The 16,784-nt window shown below is 63.1% G+C and carries 19 protein-coding genes; 10 read left to right on the top strand and 9 right to left on the bottom strand.

The window, feature by feature from the left end; genetic code table 11:
- Positions 1 to 549 precede the first annotated feature (549 nt).
- From CI15_RS38355 to CI15_RS33645, 6 genes are all read right to left on the bottom strand, one after another.
- Positions 550 to 648: a hypothetical protein gene (locus CI15_RS38355; protein WP_420915898.1), complete on the bottom strand. Its 99-nt coding sequence runs from the start codon at positions 646 to 648 to the stop codon at positions 550 to 552.
- Between the two features lie 19 nt (positions 649 to 667).
- Positions 668 to 1,756, bottom strand: coding sequence for a fatty acid desaturase (locus CI15_RS33665; protein WP_062137653.1), 1,089 nt, complete (start codon positions 1,754 to 1,756; stop codon positions 668 to 670).
- Between the two features lie 159 nt (positions 1,757 to 1,915).
- Positions 1,916 to 2,704: a CDP-diacylglycerol diphosphatase gene (locus CI15_RS33660; RefSeq protein ID WP_062137650.1), complete on the bottom strand. Its 789-nt coding sequence runs from the start codon at positions 2,702 to 2,704 to the stop codon at positions 1,916 to 1,918.
- A 76-nt stretch (positions 2,705 to 2,780) separates the two neighbouring features.
- Positions 2,781 to 4,235 (bottom strand): indoleacetamide hydrolase, encoded by a 1,455-nt coding sequence (gene iaaH / locus CI15_RS33655; protein ID WP_062137647.1) that lies wholly within the window; start codon positions 4,233 to 4,235, stop codon positions 2,781 to 2,783.
- A gap of 179 nt (positions 4,236 to 4,414) precedes the next feature.
- The gene (locus tag CI15_RS33650) at positions 4,415 to 4,630 is read right to left on the bottom strand and encodes a hypothetical protein (RefSeq protein ID WP_062137645.1); all 216 of its coding nucleotides are present in this window, start codon (positions 4,628 to 4,630) and stop codon (positions 4,415 to 4,417) included.
- 334 nt (positions 4,631 to 4,964) lie between these two features.
- Positions 4,965 to 5,672, bottom strand: coding sequence for an NADPH-dependent FMN reductase (locus CI15_RS33645; RefSeq protein WP_062137644.1), 708 nt, complete (start codon positions 5,670 to 5,672; stop codon positions 4,965 to 4,967).
- A gap of 443 nt (positions 5,673 to 6,115) precedes the next feature.
- Here CI15_RS33645 and CI15_RS33640 point away from each other — a divergent pair, with 443 nt between their 5' ends.
- Together CI15_RS33640 and CI15_RS33635 are read left to right on the top strand one after the other, a co-directional pair.
- Complete coding sequence (locus CI15_RS33640; RefSeq protein WP_062137643.1) at positions 6,116 to 6,877, top strand: J domain-containing protein; 762 nt, start codon at positions 6,116 to 6,118, stop codon at positions 6,875 to 6,877.
- Between the two features lie 222 nt (positions 6,878 to 7,099).
- The gene (locus CI15_RS33635) at positions 7,100 to 7,804 is read left to right on the top strand and encodes an arsenate-mycothiol transferase ArsC (RefSeq protein WP_241496019.1); all 705 of its coding nucleotides are present in this window, start codon (positions 7,100 to 7,102) and stop codon (positions 7,802 to 7,804) included.
- Here CI15_RS33635 and CI15_RS33630 read toward each other — a convergent pair.
- Positions 7,801 to 8,127 carry an H-NS histone family protein gene (locus tag CI15_RS33630; RefSeq protein ID WP_075643829.1) on the bottom strand — a complete coding sequence of 109 codons (327 nt, stop codon included), beginning with the start codon at positions 8,125 to 8,127 and terminating at the stop codon, positions 7,801 to 7,803. The two genes, CI15_RS33635 and CI15_RS33630, sit on opposite strands and share 4 nt — an antisense overlap.
- 783 nt (positions 8,128 to 8,910) lie before the next feature.
- Here CI15_RS33630 and CI15_RS33625 point away from each other — a divergent pair.
- A complete protein-coding gene (locus CI15_RS33625) occupies positions 8,911 to 9,222 on the top strand; it encodes a hypothetical protein (protein ID WP_062137637.1) in 312 nt (103 codons plus the stop codon).
- A 132-nt stretch (positions 9,223 to 9,354) separates the two neighbouring features.
- Here the strand turns inward: CI15_RS33625 and CI15_RS33620 are convergent, their stop codons facing one another.
- Complete coding sequence (locus CI15_RS33620) at positions 9,355 to 9,633, bottom strand: hypothetical protein (protein ID WP_062137635.1); 279 nt, start codon at positions 9,631 to 9,633, stop codon at positions 9,355 to 9,357.
- A 611-nt stretch (positions 9,634 to 10,244) separates the two neighbouring features.
- On the opposite strand from CI15_RS33620, the gene CI15_RS33615 reads away from it, so the two are divergent.
- The 5 genes from CI15_RS33615 to CI15_RS33595 all read left to right on the top strand — a co-directional run bounded on the left by CI15_RS33615 (position 10,245) and on the right by CI15_RS33595 (position 14,302).
- Positions 10,245 to 10,859, top strand: a complete 615-nt coding sequence (locus tag CI15_RS33615; RefSeq protein WP_062137632.1) for a copper-binding protein — start codon at positions 10,245 to 10,247, stop codon at positions 10,857 to 10,859.
- A 145-nt stretch (positions 10,860 to 11,004) separates the two neighbouring features.
- Positions 11,005 to 11,238: a hypothetical protein gene (locus tag CI15_RS33610; RefSeq protein WP_062138406.1), complete on the top strand. Its 234-nt coding sequence runs from the start codon at positions 11,005 to 11,007 to the stop codon at positions 11,236 to 11,238.
- 191 nt (positions 11,239 to 11,429) lie between these two features.
- A complete protein-coding gene (locus tag CI15_RS33605; protein ID WP_062137629.1) occupies positions 11,430 to 12,182 on the top strand; it encodes an SDR family NAD(P)-dependent oxidoreductase in 753 nt (250 codons plus the stop codon).
- Between the two features lie 110 nt (positions 12,183 to 12,292).
- Positions 12,293 to 13,471: an L-rhamnonate dehydratase gene (rhmD, locus tag CI15_RS33600; RefSeq protein ID WP_062137626.1), complete on the top strand. Its 1,179-nt coding sequence runs from the start codon at positions 12,293 to 12,295 to the stop codon at positions 13,469 to 13,471.
- A gap of 48 nt (positions 13,472 to 13,519) precedes the next feature.
- Entirely contained in the window at positions 13,520 to 14,302 is a 783-nt protein-coding gene (locus CI15_RS33595) for an L-rhamnose 1-dehydrogenase Lra1 (RefSeq protein ID WP_062137623.1), read from the top strand.
- Positions 14,303 to 14,321: 19 nt separating this feature from the next.
- Here CI15_RS33595 and CI15_RS33590 read toward each other — a convergent pair whose 3' ends face one another.
- Complete coding sequence (locus tag CI15_RS33590) at positions 14,322 to 15,317, bottom strand: LysR family transcriptional regulator (RefSeq protein WP_062137620.1); 996 nt, start codon at positions 15,315 to 15,317, stop codon at positions 14,322 to 14,324.
- Positions 15,318 to 15,437: 120 nt separating this feature from the next.
- Between CI15_RS33590 and rhaM the strand changes: the two genes are divergently transcribed.
- Together rhaM and CI15_RS33580 are read left to right on the top strand one after the other, a co-directional pair.
- Positions 15,438 to 15,755 carry an L-rhamnose mutarotase gene (gene rhaM, locus CI15_RS33585; RefSeq protein WP_062137617.1) on the top strand — a complete coding sequence of 106 codons (318 nt, stop codon included), beginning with the start codon at positions 15,438 to 15,440 and terminating at the stop codon, positions 15,753 to 15,755.
- A 73-nt stretch (positions 15,756 to 15,828) separates the two neighbouring features.
- Positions 15,829 to 16,722, top strand: a complete 894-nt coding sequence (locus CI15_RS33580) for an amidohydrolase family protein (protein WP_062137614.1) — start codon at positions 15,829 to 15,831, stop codon at positions 16,720 to 16,722.
- The last annotated feature ends 62 nt before the right edge of the window (positions 16,723 to 16,784 follow it).

Below are 16,784 nucleotides of genomic sequence, written 5' to 3'. Positions count from 1 at the left end.
GTTTGGGTACGAGGCTGAGAGCAGAACCTGGCCTAACAGTCCATTTTATTAGTTGGACATAAAAGAAACTGCCAACTGTTTGACTGTCAGAGCTTTTTAGTAACGTCCGGTTCTTTGGGGGTTGCGAGATCGTTGTTGCCGCAAGCGGGGGCGACGCAGACCAAAGATTAGTCGCTCAAAGCCTCCAGATAACTCCCCCAGTCCAGCATCATCTTCTGTCTCTCAGGAAGAAACTCGGCTTTGTTATACGCACGACTCCCCCGATTCTTTTCGACGTGGGCCAACTGACGTTCAATCGCCAGGGGAGCAAACCCCGGTTCGTGCGCCCATGTACTGAGCGTCCCTCGTGCGCCGTGCGCCCTGAAGAGGCCGAGAGAAAGCGTACGGCCTGCCAGTCTTCAATCCAGTCTTCGCAGGCGGCTCAAAAGGTGTTCTTGTTGTGTGTGATCGTCCGCTGTTGCAGCTGCTTCTCATAGGCCTTGGGGTGAATGCCGGACCACCAGCCTGGCGGCATCATTGCGACGTTGGCGGGCGTCGCTTATCGACAGATCAGGGAATCGCCCACGGGGTATGGCTGCAATCCTTGCCATCTAGCCGGTAGTCAAATTTCCATACCTTCGAACCCGAGACCGACACTCGAAGATGCATGGAATCGCGGTCGCGGAGCTTATAAGGCTTGTCTTGCGGTTTTGCGTTCAGCAGGAGCGGGTAGGTCAGCTTCATAGAGTTCTCCTCGACGGACAACTACCATGAATTTCACCCGCAATTTACCCGCAAAACTGTCGGAAGCACGCGGATTACTCTGGCCCAAGCCGGATAGATCCCCATAATTCGGAGGGGCGACTGGAGCGAATGCATGACGTCTCATCCATTCGCTGTAACCCTTTACCAGAAAGCCTCCAGAGCGTTCGATGTACTGCCGCCGGGAGGTTTCAAAGACCTGCCGAAGCGCAAACCACGGCACCTGCGGCAGATCATGATGCACCGCGTGATAGTTATTGTTCAGAAACAGCAACCGCCACACCCATCCCGCTTCATTGATTACCGTCCGATGCGCGGTCTCCTCGGCAACCCGATGCTCATGAAACGAGCGCACCGATGCAAGCGAGAGCGAGCCATACCCCGCACCGACGATAAACACCCACCCCGGTATCCCCCACACCTGTTGCAACCACGCCGTGAGCGCAACCAACGCGCCGAGATGCGCAACCCATGCGGGCACGTCGCGCCAATCGCCATCGCGAATCCTCGCGAGCGCTTGCGCACCCGTCGCGGCAATCGAAAACGCTGGCCCGACCAGCAATCGACCGATCAACGTATTGCGGAACACCAGCAACGCACGCATCGCGGTCCCGGCGCGCAGCCAGTCCGATGCGCTGACGAAATAGCTTTCCGGGTCGCTACCGGGTTCGGTCAGATGCGCATCGTCGTGATGCCGCAGATGTGACTCGCGATACACGTGATAAGGAAACCATACCGCGAGTGGCGCGAAACCGATCAGCGCGTTGACGAACCGGGAGCGCGTCGGATGGCCATGAAGCAGTTCGTGTTGCAACGACATGTACCACGCGCCGAAGACGGCGAGCAGCGCGGCTGTCAGCGGCAGACCCAGCACACGCGTGTGCGTGGCGACGCCGAACCAGCCACCATAGATCGCGACGATCAGTACCCACGTCGGCCATTGCGTGCGCCAGGTCCAACTGGTGGCCAGACGGTCGAGGTGCTTGCGCTGGGTGTCGTCGAGATAGATCGCCATCGTTGAATCGGTCCGAATGCATGTTTGCGCCCACGGCTTTGGCTCGCAGGTGCAGACCGATCGTACGGGGCAATGCGGCGCGCCCGAACCATTTTATTGAGCAATGCATCTGCGCAATCGTGGTAAGGCAGGGGCGGCAAGTGCGTGTCCGGTTGGCGCTCAACGATCGTCGGCTACGCGGCACGCGTGATCGAGCAGCCCTTCGGCCGTGCCGCTGCCCCCATCGACGTCGATACCGCTATTGACGATCAACCAGCCATCCGGATCCGCCGACGGCCCCGCACCGGTGACGAGGATCGTTTGCGTAGCCATCGTCGCCGGGTCCGGATTGTCGCGCGCGACGATCCGAAACGGGTTATCGGCGCCGCTCAGCGAGCTCACGCGCATGATCCGGTAGCGTTTGCCATCGAGCGTGTCCCAGCGCCATTCGCCGGGCGTGTCGTGGGCGTGCTTCGCGAGCGCGACGCTGACTTCCCGCTGCATGCAATCGATATGGATATGCAGCTGGTTTTGCGAGCGACGATACTCAGAGTTGATTTCGAGGCCGAGCTGATCGTCGGGCAGTTCGCGTTTGACCGCCTGTTGCACGTAATGGCGCGAATCCCACGCGTCGCTCCAGTAGTCCTTGGCCTCGGGCGCGAGGATCAGCGGACTTTCGATGCCGGTGATGCGATCGGTCGGCATCAACAGAAACTGCGAGCGGCCGAGAATATCCTTCAGCATGACGTAGCGTTTGTCGAGATCGACGACCGTGCATTGACCCGGCGTGCCGGTGGCCTGCTGCGACGGCACGCAGCGGATGTCGACGATCTTCCATAGCGCATTGGAATCGACCGTCGCGAGACGCGCGCAGGCGCTGGCGGTGAAGGCGAACGCGAGGACCGCGCTGAAGTGAACGAGGCGGCGCGCGAGGCCGCGAGCAGAGAGGGCGGTGGCGGATGTCGTCATCGTCGCAAAGGGTGATGGTCGAGCGGGTAAAGCGTCGGGATGCAGGCTGGAACGCGCAGGCATTAAAGCACAAACCTCACAGCACCGGCGGCGGCAACGCTCCCAGTACCTGTTCGATCGCGATGCCGATGGCGAGGAGCCGCCTGTCCGAGCCGAGCGGTCCATCCAGTTCCAAACCGACGGGCAGCCCGCTCGCGCTCATCCCAGCCGGCAGCGACAGCCCCGGAATGCCGGAAGTGCTGGCCGGATCGGTATTGCGCAGGAACGCTTCCATCGTATCGATCGGCGGGCCGCCGTCGATCTTCACGGTCGACGAACCGTTCAGATCGTCGATCGGAACCGCGACGAGCCGTGTAGTCGGAAATAGCAACGCGTCGAGAGCGGCATTGGCGAAGGTCGCGGCCATGTAGCTTTGCAGCCGCGGCCGCCAGTAGTTGAGCGCCGCCGTGTAGTGCGAGCCGAGCACGTCGGCGAGCACGTCGTCGTAGATCGCGCGCACGTCCGGGCTCGCGATGCGCACGGCCAGCTCGGCAACGGTTTGCACCGGTGCCTGATTCGCGACCAGCCAGGCGAGCACGTCGTCGCGCGCTTCGTGAATGGCGATCGGACCGCCGACCATCCCGTTCAGATGCTCCAACTCGTTCATCGCGACCTGCACGAACGTGACGCCCGCCGCTTCGAGCTTCTGCAACGCGGCGCGCGCGACGTCCTCGACCTGTCGCTCGAGCGCGTCCCACAGCGGCGCGGGCAAGCCGATCCGCAAGCGATCGAGCGCCACCGTGGGGAGCGCGTCGGCACCCGTGATCACGCCGTCGAGCAGCGCCAGATCGGCGACGCTGCGCGCCATCGGTCCGACGGTATCGCGTGTATGGCTGATCGGCACGACCGTGTCGGGGTCGTGATAGCGTCGCTCGGCGCCGCCGTTGCCGACCGATGGACGCAAGCCCGCAGTGCCGGTCAGCGCGGCCGGAATGCGGGTCGAGCCGCCGGTGTCGGTGCCGAGTCCGGCGGGCGCGATGCGCGCGGCGATCGCCACGGCGGTGCCGCCCGACGAGCCGCCCGGCATCAGTGATGGATCGTAAGGGTTGCGCACTGGCCCCGCGTGCGCGGAGAGGTTCGTGCTCGTGATGCCGAACGCGAGTTCGTGCATGTTGGCCTTGCCGAGCACGATCGCGCCCGCATCGAGGAGACGTTGCACCGATGGCGCGTTGGTCGTCGGCACGAAGCCCGCTAGCGCGGGCGTGCCGGCCGACGTCGGCAGGCCTGCGGTGTTGATGTTGTCCTTGACGACGATGGGTAAGCCCGCGAGCGGCAGGCGCGCTCGCTCGGCTGCCGGTAATGTGTCGATGCGCCGCGCGGCGGCGAGTGCGCCGTGGAAGTCGAGCGTGGTGAGCGCGTTCAGATGGGTGAGCGCGGCGGCGCGCGCGAGCAGGGTGGCGACGTAGTCGGCGGCCTTGAGGCGGCCGGACTGCACTGCCTCGACCGCTTGTGTCGCGCTCAGCGCGAGTTGTGCGTCGACGGTCCATGTCATGGCCGGCGTCTCCGTATCGATGGATGCGTCGCGGGCGGCGCGAGTCTAGGCCGCATCCGTCGATGTCGCGCACAGCTCACGCGTGCAGACGGCGAACGCAAGGGTTCACCTATTCTGGCACATCCGCCTGAATGCCGATGCCAGGCGAGGCGCAACGCGCATTGCGCACTTCGATTTGCTTACTGGTGGTTATCGATCCACATACGTCCCCAGTCGGACGCATAAGCGAGCGCGTGCTCTTCGTCGAAGAAGTAGTCGAGCGCGTCGAATGAATAGGCCTTGCGCGTAGTCTCGTCGCGCTGCTCGATGGTCAGATTGGCGGCGAATAGTCCATTCGGGAGTAGTTGCGTTGCCGCTTCGACTTCGTAGCCCTTGTAGCGGATGTGTGAGTTCATGATCTTGACTTCTCTATGTGTCCGCGTTTCTTGTGCGGAATACAAATGCGTGCGGCGCGGCCCTGTCGATGCCGAAGTTGAGTGAAGCGGCGGGCAGGGTCAAGCGTAGGGCGCGCTGCGCAGCGGGTGAACCAATCTTTCGTCGAAAGCAAATCAGCGCGGGGCGGGAGTGGTAATCAAAAGCCCGGATTGGATCAAATCCGCTGTGTTCGATCACACTATTCGTGCGGGGGCGCGGCGTCTGTTATGTGGCGCACGGTCGCTCGATGCAAAGCGTGGCGCCGCGCGCGATTGCGCGGGCGCCACGGTGGGGTGGGGTGTGCCAGGGTGTGCTTCAGACGGCGTGCAGAACGCGCGCGGAACGGGTGTCGGAGATGGTGGTGGCGGTGCTGCTGCTTTGCGCGGCGGCGAGGTTCGCAGTCGAATGACGCGACACACCCGGCGCGCCATGCGCACGCTGTGCATTGAACGCGAGCGCGAACTGCGCGGCCTGCTGGCCGACGATCGCGAGTTGCTCGACCACCTTCGGATCGGAGCAACTGTCCGCGCTCTCGAAGCGCGTCTCCAGCGTGTTGATGCCCGCACCGAACGGTGTCGGCCAGCCACGCAGCGCGTGCGCGATCGAGCGCAGCGACGTCAGCACGGAGCCCGCCGCTTGCCAGCCGTAGGCAGTGACGATGCAGCCCACCGCGCGGCCATCCAGATACGGGCGCTCGTCGGCGCGCAATTCCTCGAGCGTGTCGAGCGCGTTCTTCACGAGCCCGGACACGCCGCCGTGATAGCCGGGTGTCGCGATGATCACCGCATCCGCGCGACGCACGGCCTCGATCAGTTCGAGCTGTTCGTCGGTGCGCACCGGCTCCTCCGGCGCGTAGTGCGGCAGGCTATGCAGAAAGCTGCCACCGAACAGGCGAGTGTGCGCGCCCGCGGCTTCGGCGCCGCGCAACGCGAAGGCGAGCGCTCGCTCGGTCGACGAGGCTGCGCGCGTCGTGCCGCCAATGCCAATGACGAGCGGCGGACGGGAATGATCAGATCTGCTCAACGAAATGCTCCTTCGATTGCGGTTCGCTGCGCGCTTGAGGCTACTGGGAACCGGACTTTGAAGCGTCATCTTAATGAGCGACCGCCGCGCGGCTAAGCGACTTTTTGTTCTAACGATATAACCATGTTGCCGCGGCTCGCCTGACCCGGCTTCAATCCACGTGAGCGCGCGCCCGATAAGCATATGGCGAACCGTTGGTTGGGCACGCGCGGGTCTGACGATAAGATGAACTCGTCTCCTCCATGACATCTCCTTGACATGGGATTCGGCCTCGCTATGCAAATGGCGAGGCCATTTTTTGTGGGTCGCCGGCGGGCGTTGCGCCGCTGTGTCGGCTCGGCAGTGTGCCGATGCGCGGGTCCGCGAAGCGGCCGCTTCGCGATGAAGCCGCTTCTTGCATGCTACGATGCCCCGCATGGATTCCCCGCGAGATCGAGCCCAGCATGGCAACCCTGTATGAGACGCTCGGCGTGCCCGCGCACGCCACCGACGAAGAAATCAAGCGGGCCTATCGGAAAGCCGCGATGAAGTGGCATCCGGACCGCAACCACGGCACCGAAGACACCGCGCGCGTCGCGTTCCAGGAAATCAAGGACGCGTACGCGATCCTGTCCGATGCCGGGCAGCGCAAGGTGTACGACACGGTCTACGCCGAACAGATGCGCGAGTGGGAGGCCCAGCAAACGCGCCGGCAACGTGCGCAGGCGCAGCGCGAGGCGGCAGCGCGCGCCGCCGACGAAGCCGCGTACGCCGAGATGGTGTCGACCGCGATCCGCTTCGCCGATCAGGGCCACAATCGCGACGTGCTGTTCGGCGTGCTGCTCGGGCGGCAATGCGAACCGCACCGCGCCGCGCAGATCGCCGACAGCGTCGCGGCGTTGCAGGCGGCGCGTCGCGACGAGGCGGACGCCGCGCAAAATGCCCAGCGCGCGCGCAAGACAGCGAAGAGCGCGCAGGCGGCACAGGCTGGCGGCGACGAACCGGAACGGGAGGAAACCGCGCAAGCAACCAGCAGGGCGTCGAAGCAGGCGAAGCGAAGCGCCGGGCAAGCCGAAAAACAGGCCGCAACTGAAGCGGCCTCGGAGGACAAGCCGCATGGCAGACGCCCGAATCACGCGAAGCCAGACGAATCCGCCGGCGACGTGCATCCGGCCAGCGCGCTGGGCAATCTTTGGTTCCAGTTCCTCAATGGCCTGAAATTCTGACGTAACGCAGCGCAGGATGGGCGAAGAACCGCAGGCGCCGCGGCCAGCGGCGTCGTGCCCGGCCGGCGGGACGGTGCCGTTTGATGTGACGAATATTGTCAGGGTACTGAAAGAGTAGGCCGGACACTGGTACACTGCGCGTCGTTCGCTAAGTTGTGCTCTGTGCCCGTGAATCGAGATACCTGGTGCGAATCCCGTGGCGCAAATAATAAAGACGCCGTAATGTCACGGGGGCGCAAGACTGGAGCGGGACAATACCGCCCAGAGACCAATAAAAAACATCGGTACGGGGTAAGCGTGTCCAGAAAATATAAGGTGTTGTTTCTCTGCCGCGATAATTCGATCCGCAGCATCATTGCCGAAGCTTTACTGCGCGAACTGGCCGGGCACCGGTTCGACGCGTTCAGCGCGGGCCCTGAACCGGCCGCGCGCCTTCATCCACTTGCGGTTGCGCAATTGCGGCCGGGTATTTCGGGTCGTGCGGCGCTGAGCCCGAAAAGCTGGCTCGAATTCACCGGCGAATGGGCGCCGCGGATGGATATCGTGATCGCGCTCGACGGCTCCGTCGGCGGACTGCATGCGCCGGTATTTCCCGGCGCTCCAGCGTTTGTATATTGGACCGTTGCCGATCCGCTCGCGGGCGGCCCGGGGGCTGCTGACGAGCAGGCCCGTCTTTTCGACAAGACGTTCTGGCAGATCGTGCGCCAGGTCAGTGCGTTTATCGAACTGCCGCAATATGCGCAGTCCGCCGCGAAGCACGCGAATATCGCCGCTGAGGTGAATGCCATCGATACGGGAAATACGGTGAATGCCGCGACTGCCGTTAATGTGGCAAGCGGTGAGTCCAAACCGGTGCGTGGTACGGCGGTTCATTTCGATGCCGCGGCCATTGCGCCCGCGCCTTCGAGCGCGGCGGCCTGCACCTAGCGACTATTCGGGCGCGCGAGCGGAGTGCCGGCGAACGGGTCGTTCGACCAGTCCACCTGCTTTTTCGGTTGAGGCGCGGGCGCCGGTTTTTGGGCCAATTCGAAATGCTCGATGCTCTGGCCGGCGCTAATGGCCTGCTTCAACCATTGCGGCATTTCGCCATTCCCGTCCCAGCTGTCCCCGGTCGCACTGCGATAGCGCGCGGCCTTTTTCGCCAATGACTCGGTCGCCAGCGCGGCAGCGAGGTCTTCCGGTCTGATACCAAACTCTTCCATACGATGGCGGAGATACGCAATCATGCTATCTCGCTTCCTTTCGTCCATAGGATATTCGTCCTTCTAAAACGTGCAGCGTCCTGTCAAAGACAGATTGCGGGGAAAAAGCTGCGAAGCGTCGAGCCCGACTGGATCGGGCCGCCCCGCGATGGGGTTGTCGATTGAAGGGAATGCATGAGCCGGTTAAAAAACGTCGCTCTCTGAATCGCAATAGGCCTGTGACAAAGACGGCCGTTGGAACAACCGACCCTCAAACCGTGAGTCTCAATCAGCAAATATTTCAGCATGTCGCAGCGCGGCGAACGAGGCCGGTAAGCCTGACGTTCACTAGAAAAAACTCTGTGTCCCGATGCAATGATTGCGAATGGCTGGAGTCGCTCCACGCTGCCCGTCGTTCACCGGACTTTCGTCGATGTGCGGGTGCCGCTTTTGTGCGTTGTAGCGTCATCATAACGCAATGCGAGCGCGAAGCGCGCTTAGTTCACATTGAATTTGCCGGTGAATGCGGTTTATCGAACGGTGTGGACAATTGACCACACTGGTGGAAGCTCCTAGATTGAATTCCGGCATGCGCGAACTATAAAAGAAAGATCAAAAACTGCGCAATGCAGACTTACAGCCAGCTTGTGTGTGCCGATTCCGCCGACGCTCGGGAACGCGTCGAGGGTCGCTGGCAAGCGCGGCAATTCTTCATCTGTTTAGTTCGGTGACCCGTCGCAGCAGTAGCGCATTGGCATCGAGCCGTTCCTCGGCCCGTTTGGGCAATTTGGCTGTTCGCGGATCAATTCTCGTGGAGGACGAACACTGCTGCGCCGGATGAGGAGTCCGGAAATGAGAGTACGTATATTGATGATTGCCGCCACCGCCGTTCTGTTTCTCGCGCCGAGAACGGCCACCGCGGCGGAGTTGGGTGGCCAGGCGGACCCCGGCATGTCGGGTCGGGCGGTCATGCAGCAGAATGCGAACGAATCGGCGCAGGCGACGACCGACATGTCGTTCGGCCAGAGTTGGGATGCGCGCGACCAGGGCGTGCGCAATGCGTCGTATGGCGGAGTCCCGGCCGGCGAGTCGCAAGCGGGAGGCCGGCGTAGCAGCCAGTCCTGCTCGTTTGGTACGGAGTGCAAGGTTTATTTCGGTCAATGACCGGTTTGCGAGCGGCAGCGAGGCGCGTCGAATCATACGCGCAGTGAACAACGCGGGGTCAATCAGCAACTATCAGGCGCCTCGCTCTGCCGCCACTACTTTTCAGGTGCTTGCCTGCACGCGCAGGCAATTTCACGCGAACGCCAATTCCCGCTGCGCATCACCGCTGCGCTCGCCGAGGCGCGCGACGATCTCGTCGACGCCGCGCGCCGTCACGTCGTGTTCCGCCGCTTCGTAATAGCCGCGGAATTCATCGAGCAGCGCGCGCCATGAGCCATGCCAGCGCGTTTCCCTCAGACAGGCGCCGGACGGATCGGCAATACGCAACAGGCCGGTGTCCGGATGGAAAGTCAGGGTGACGAGGCGGCCGTCGAAGACGCAGGCGGCGGTGCAGGGGCGTGGCGTGATCATGTGTGGTGTCCTTTCGATAAAGCTGTACCCGCAGTATTCCAATGATTGACGACAATTTTTTGTATTCCTGAATCAACTGATGCGTAATAGCTTAAGTGTCAACCATTAAGGGTTTGTGCTGAGTCGTGTCGCGCGGGCGAATTCGCGCGTATCGCATCGCGGTTTAATGCGGAGCGCATCCATCAAGCCCGCCGTTGTCAGGCAACCAACGAATTGCTCGCTTCGCATTTCCACGCCAAATGAATCGCCAACCTGTCATAAAGATTTGACTTCCTTTCCATGTTTGTTAGGATCGGCTGACGCTCGCGGGAACGCACCCAAACCTGCGCGCAAAGCCGCGCGGTTCCTTGCGCGGACTCATCCGCAACCACTCCGCATAACGATTGCACCGCATGGAGAAGCACCCGCTTTTCGCAATCCGCTCTTTGTGACAAATCAACGCATTAGAAAGAACCGCTTTTGGCTTAAAAAGCGGAACCGGTCTGATAAAAGCGATTAATAGTCATCTTCCTTTTTATTCGATGCAACCGCACTTGCAGCCGCGGCGCGCAGTACGCGATTCGCGACAAATACATGGGTCGTCACCACGACGCAATCAAAAGGAGCATTTCATGGCTTGCAATAGAAAGGGTTCGGGGCTCGCGCGGATGAAGGCGATCACGGTGGCGCTGGCGGTGTCTGTCGCGGTGGCGGGTCCGGTCCTCGCGCAGGACAACCCGGCGTCGGCGCCCGAGCAGCCTGCAGTCGGCGCGGTGGCGCTGCTGCACGTTCAGGCGCGCGTCGTCGCGATCGATCCCGCGACGAACAGCGTGACACTGCGCGGCCCGCAAGGCGGCGAGGAAACCTTCGACGTGAATCGGGAAGCGGCCGACGTCAGCAAGCTGCATGTTGGCGACGTCGTGTCGATTGCCTACAAGAAGGCGGTGCTGGTCGGCGTCGACAAACTCGCGCCGAGCGGTATCCGGCAACGCATCGATACCGAAGTCACCCAGCCGGCGGCCAATGGCGTCGTGGCGTCGGCGCGTCGCGTCGAGATCGTGGCGACGGTGCGCAAGATCGATCGCAAGAAGCGCACGATCACGCTGCGTGGGCCGTCGCGCACGGAAACGCTCGATGTGGCGCCCGACGTCCCGCTCGAGAAAATCAAGGTCGGCGATTCGGTGCGCGCGGTGTTCATATCGGCCATCGCGGCGCAGGTGTCGCGCAATGGCGAGGACGTCAAATAACGGCGCTCGAACAGGCATAAATAAACTACGCTGAAGCGTATCGAGGCGCGTCGCGTCGAACGGCATCCGGCGTTCGATGTCGCGCGCCGGCCACTGCGGCTCAGGTTTCACTATGGTCATCGCGTCGCGCGCGAAGGAGCAGGGCATGGAACAGAGCGAATCGGAATCGGCTGCCGAAACGGAGCGCAAACGGCTGGTCCGCAGCAAGATACACGTTGGCCTCGCGGCGGTCGGCACGTTGGCGTCGGTGTTCGGCATCGGTATCGCGATCATCGGCGGTATCAACTTCGATCGGACCAAGGTGCTGGTCGGGGTCGGCATCATCGTCGTGTCGACCATTCTTTACGTGTCGATGCTGTTCGTCGCGGCGGACGACTAGCCGCTTCACTTCTTCATGTCCCACGATCCGGCGCCCGACGGCGTCGGTATCCCCGCATCGCCGACGATCCACTTTTGCTATCGCCCCCTCCAATAGTCGAATTGTTGGCGCATCGCACCGCCCGTATATTGACCGCAGCGATAGACAACAACTCGATGGCGCGCCGCACGGCGGCCCACAGGAGCACAGCAATGAATCGGATCGATCTGGAGGGGCGCGCGGTCGTCATCACCGGCGGCGCGCGGGGCATCGGCTATGCGGTGGCGCAGCGGGCGTTGCAATCGGGCGCGTCGGTCGCGTTGTGGGACGTCGATAGTGAGCGCCTTGCGCGCAGCCAGCACGAGCTGGGCGAACTGGGCAAGGTCAGCGCCGTCACGGTCGAGCTGACCAGCGAAGCCGCGGTCGAGCAGGCCGCCGCGCAAACGGTCGCCGAGCACGGCTCGATCGACGTGCTGATCAACTGCGCGGGCATCACCGGCGGCAATGGCGCGACCTGGGAGCTCGCGCCCGATATCTGGCGCCGCGTCATCGACGTGAACCTGATCGGCCCGTATCTGACCTGCCGCGCCGTCGTGCCGCAGATGCTGAAGCAGGGCTATGGGCGCATCGTCAATATCGCGTCGGTGGCGGGCAAGGAGGGCAATCCGAATGCTTCGCACTACAGTGCGTCGAAAGCGGGATTGATCGGGCTCACCAAGTCGCTCGGCAAGGAGCTGGCGACGAAAAACATTCTCGTCAACGCGGTGACGCCGGCCGCGGCCAAGACCGAGATCTTCGATTCGATGTCGCAGCAGCACATCGACTACATGCTCTCGAAGATTCCAATGAACCGTTTCCTGCTGCCGGAAGAAGCGGCCTCGCTGATCCTGTGGCTGTCTTCCGAAGACTGCGCGTTCAGCACCGCCTCGGTGTTCGACCTGTCGGGCGGCCGCGCCACCTACTGAGCGCGCTGCTCACCCATTGCTCGCGTATTCACGACTATTGCACGACTATTGCACACGCGTCGAGCCCGCGTTGTCGAGCTGCCTCGACGCCTCTCTCACGGAGCCCTTTCATGGCCATGCCTACCATCCGGCACGTGCGTGCCTTCATCGTTCGCGGCGGCGGCGCGGACTATCACGACCAGGCCGGCGGACACTGGATCGACGATCACATCGCCACGCCGATGGCGCGCTATCCGGAGTATCGCGCAAGCCGCCAGTCGTTCGGCATCAACGTGCTTGGCACGCTGGTCGTCGAGATCGAGGCGAGCGACGGCACGGTCGGCTTCGCGGTCACGACCGGTGGCGAGATCGGCGCGTTCATCGTCGAGAAGCATCTCGCGCGTTTTCTCGAAGGGCAGCTCGTGACCGACATCGAGAAGATGTGGGATCAGATGTACTTCGCGACGCTGTACTACGGGCGCAAGGGCATCGTGCTCAACACGATTTCCGGCGTCGATCTGGCGCTCTGGGATCTGCTCGCGAAGGTTCGCAAGGAGCCCGTCTATCAACTATTGGGCGGCCCGGTGCGCGACGAGCTGGTGTTCTATGCGACCGGCGCGCGGCCGGATCTCGCGAAGCAGCTGGGCTTCATCGGCGGCAAGCTGCCGTTGCAGCATGGTCCCGCGGAAGGCGAGGAGGGTCTCAAACAGAACCTCGACAAGCTCGCCGACATGCGTTCGCGCGTCGGCAAAGACTTCTGGCTGATGTACGACTGCTGGATGAGCCTCGATGTGCCCTATGCGACGCGGCTCGCGCAAGGCGCGCACGAATATGGTCTCAAGTGGGTCGAGGAATGTCTTCCGCCTGACGATTACTGGGGTTACGCCGAACTGCGCCGCAACGTGCCACGCGGCATGATGGTGTCGACCGGCGAGCACGAGGCGACGCGCTGGGGCTTCAGGATGCTGCTGGAGATGCAATGCTGCGATCTGATCCAGCCGGACGTCGGCTGGTGCGGCGGCATCACCGAGCTGATCAAGATTTCCGCGCTCGCCGATGCGCACAACGTCATGGTGGTGCCGCATGGGTCGTCGGTGTACAGCTATCACTTCGTCGTCACGCGCCATAACTCGCCGTTCTCCGAGTTCCTGATGATGGCGCCGAAGGCCGACGAAGTCGTGCCGATGTTCAACCCACTGTTGCTCGACGAACCGGTGCCGGTCAACGGGCGCATGAAGGTGCCGGACACGCCGGGCTTCGGCGTGCGGCTCAATCCCGAATGCGCGCTGGTGCGGCCTTATCAGCATTGAACGTGGTGAACGTGTGCCTTACGGCAACCCCCGGCAAAGGAGACTAACGTGCTGCTCAAGGACAAGGTCGTGATCGTCACAGGCGGTTCGCGCGGCATCGGACGCGCAATTGCGGTGGCCTGCGCCCGCGAAGGCGCGGACGTGGCGATCAACTACTGGGGTGACAACGACGCATCGTATGGCCGCCGCTCGGCGGTCGCGGAAGTGGTCGGCGAAATCGAAGCGTTGGGGCGGCGCGTGATCGCGGTGGAAGGCAACGTCGCGGCGCGCGACACGGGCCAGCAACTGGTGCTCCGCACGGTCGAGGCGTTCGGCAAGCTCGACGTGCTCGCGAGCAATGCCGGCATCTGCCCGTTTCACGCGTTTCTCGACATGCCGCCGGACGTGCTCGAATCGACGGTCGCGGTCAATCTGAACGGCGCGTTCTACGTGACCCAGGCCGCCGCGCAGCAGATGAAAAAGCAGGGCACCGGCGGCGCGATCGTCGCGACGAGTTCGATCAGCGCGCTGGTGGGCGGCGGCATGCAGACGCATTACACGCCGACCAAGGCCGGCGTGCATTCGCTGATGCAATCGTGCGCGATTGCGTTGGGACCGTTCGGCATCCGCTGCAACTCGGTGATGCCCGGCACCATCGCCACCGACCTCAATGCCGAAGATCTCGCCGACGAAGCGAAGAAGGCCTACTTCGAAAAGCGCATTCCGCTGGGTCGCCTGGGCCATCCCGACGACGTCGCCGATTGCGTCGTGTTTCTCGCGTCGGACCGCGCGCGCTATGTGACGGGGGCCGCGTTGCTCGTCGATGGCGGCCTGTTCGTCAACCTGCAATAAGCCGGGCGCAATGCTAGCGTCAATTGACCGTGGCGGGCGTGGTCGGCGTACTGGACGCGTCGGCCGTAGCGTCGCGCGCGAGGTTGCGCGAGAAGCCGCGCAGCAGCTCGATGAAGCGCAGCGCCGGCTCGGCGAGCGGCTCTTCCTTGCGCGTCAGAATGCCGAAGCCCGCGAGGCTCTTGCCGATTTCGAGCGGCAGCGCGACGAGCAGGCCGCCGCGCACATGATCGCGCACGACCGACTCCGGCAGCATCGCGACCGCATCGTAATTCTCGAGCAGTTGCAGCGTGGCGAAGATCGACGCGCATTCGGTCAGATTGACGGGTGTGGCGAGACCCGCGCGCGCAAGTTCTTCCTCGAACAGCACGCGCGCCGGACTGGTGATCGGCTGCGCAACCCACGGCCACGCGACCAGTTCGCGCAACGTGATACGCGTGCGCCGCGCGAGCGGATGCACGGCGCGCACCACGAGCAGCAGCGTTTCGCGCGCGAGCGGCTCGAAGCTGAAGTCGTTGTGCTGCAAAGGATTGGTCAGGCGCCCCAGGGCGAGATCGACTTCGCGGCGATGCAGCAATTGCACGACCTGGTCGCTCGTTTCACCGAGGATGCGCACGTTGAGCAGCGGGCTTTCGGTCTTCAGCGCGGCGACCGACATCGCCAGCAGATCGGGCGCGGCGCCCATGATCGCGCCGACCGTCAATTGTCCGTGACCGCCGCGGCGTTTGACCTCGAGGTCTTCGGCGAAGCGCGTCAGCTCGGCGAGCGCGCGGCGCGCGTAAGCGAGCGTGACGACGCCGAGTGGGGTCGGCGTCATGCCGCGCGCGTTGCGCTCGAACAGCAGGAAGCCGAACGCTTCCTCGATGTCGCCGAGCATGCGGCTCGCGCTCGGTTGCGCGACGTTGACGGCCTCGGCGGCCTGATGCAGGTTGCGGGTGTCGTCGAGCGCGACGAGCAGGGCGAGATGCTTGAACTTGAGACGGTTGACGAGTGCGACGGCGGCTGAATGTTGGCTCATGGTGCCGGTGTGGGTGCCCGTGCGATTCGGTTTGTGGATCGCCCAATCCCAACTACGGATTGAGAGGCTATCGATGCAGGAATTATAGTCGTTCGAAGAGCGCGACAGGAGACAGGCGCAATGGAGACAATCGCTTTCCGGATGGTGCTCAACCCCGGCATGCGCGAAGAATACGAAAGGCGTCATGCGCAGATCTGGCCCGAGCTCGTTGACGCGTTGCACAATGCCGGCGTGCGCGACTACCGGATTTTCTTCGACCCCGGCACGGATCATCTTTTCGCGGTGCTCTCGCGCACGACCGATCACACGATGGACCAGTTGCCGCAACTCGACGTGATGCGCAAATGGTGGGACTACATGGCCGATATCATGCAGACCGCGCCGGACCATACACCGCTGTCGCAAACGCTCGACCCGGTCTTTCATCTCAGTCATTGAGTCGCGCTGAACACAGCTGAACCCCGCAACGACGCACGAACCTCGAAACGCTTTAACCCGACGAAGGTGCCGCATGCAGGTTGTCGATTCGCATATCCATCTGTGGGATCTGAAGACGCATCGCTATCCGTGGCTGGAGAACCCGGGCGTGTCGTTCGTCGGCGATGCGCGCGACCTGAAGCACGACTACCTGCTCGACGATCTGCTCGGCGAAGCGGGCGACATCGACGTGCTGAAGCTCGTGCACGTCGAGGCGAATCACGATCCGGCCGATCCGGTCGAAGAAACGCGCTGGCTGCAGTCGATCGCGGATCGCGACGCGCCTCGCGGCATGCCGAATGCGATCGTCGCGGCGGTCGATCTGTCCGCGAGCAACGCGCCCGCCTTGCTCGAAGCGCACGCTTCGTTCGCGAATACGCGCGGCATCCGGCAGATTCTGAACGTGCACGACAACAAGCTGTTCGATTACGTCGGCCGTCATTACATGCGCGAGCCGCAGTGGCGTGAGCATTTCGCTTTGCTGCGCCGCTATGGCCTGTCGTTCGATCTACAGCTGTATCCGTCGCAAATGGAAGAGGCGGCCGCGCTGGCGCGTGCGCATGCGGACACGCTGCTGGTCGTCAATCATGCGGGCATGTTCGTCGATCGCAATAGCGTGGCCGGCTATCGCGCGTGGCGCGACGGCATGCGCCTGCTCGCGGCCTGTCCGAACGTGGCAGTCAAGATCAGCGGCTTGGCGATGTTCGATCACCATTGGAGCGTCGAAAGCCTGCGGCCGTATGTGCTCGAAACGATCGATACGTTCGGCGTCGAACGCGCGATGTTCGCCTCGAACTTTCCCGTCGACCGGCTGTTCGGTTCGTATACGGATTTGTGGCGTGCGTATGCGGCGATTGTCGGCGATGCGAGCGAGGCAGAGAAAGACGCGCTGTTCCGGCGCAACGCGGAACGGTACTACCGTATTTGAAGCGCCGCGCGCCGCGCGCCACGCACCACGCACCGCGCCGCAAACAGCCGCAAAACAAAGGA

The sequence above is a fragment of the Paraburkholderia monticola genome, from assembly GCF_001580545.1.
Classification (GTDB): domain Bacteria; phylum Pseudomonadota; class Gammaproteobacteria; order Burkholderiales; family Burkholderiaceae; genus Paraburkholderia; species Paraburkholderia monticola.
The sequence above is the reverse complement of the archived record's forward strand: the minus strand, read 5'-3'. Positions and strand labels throughout refer to the sequence as shown.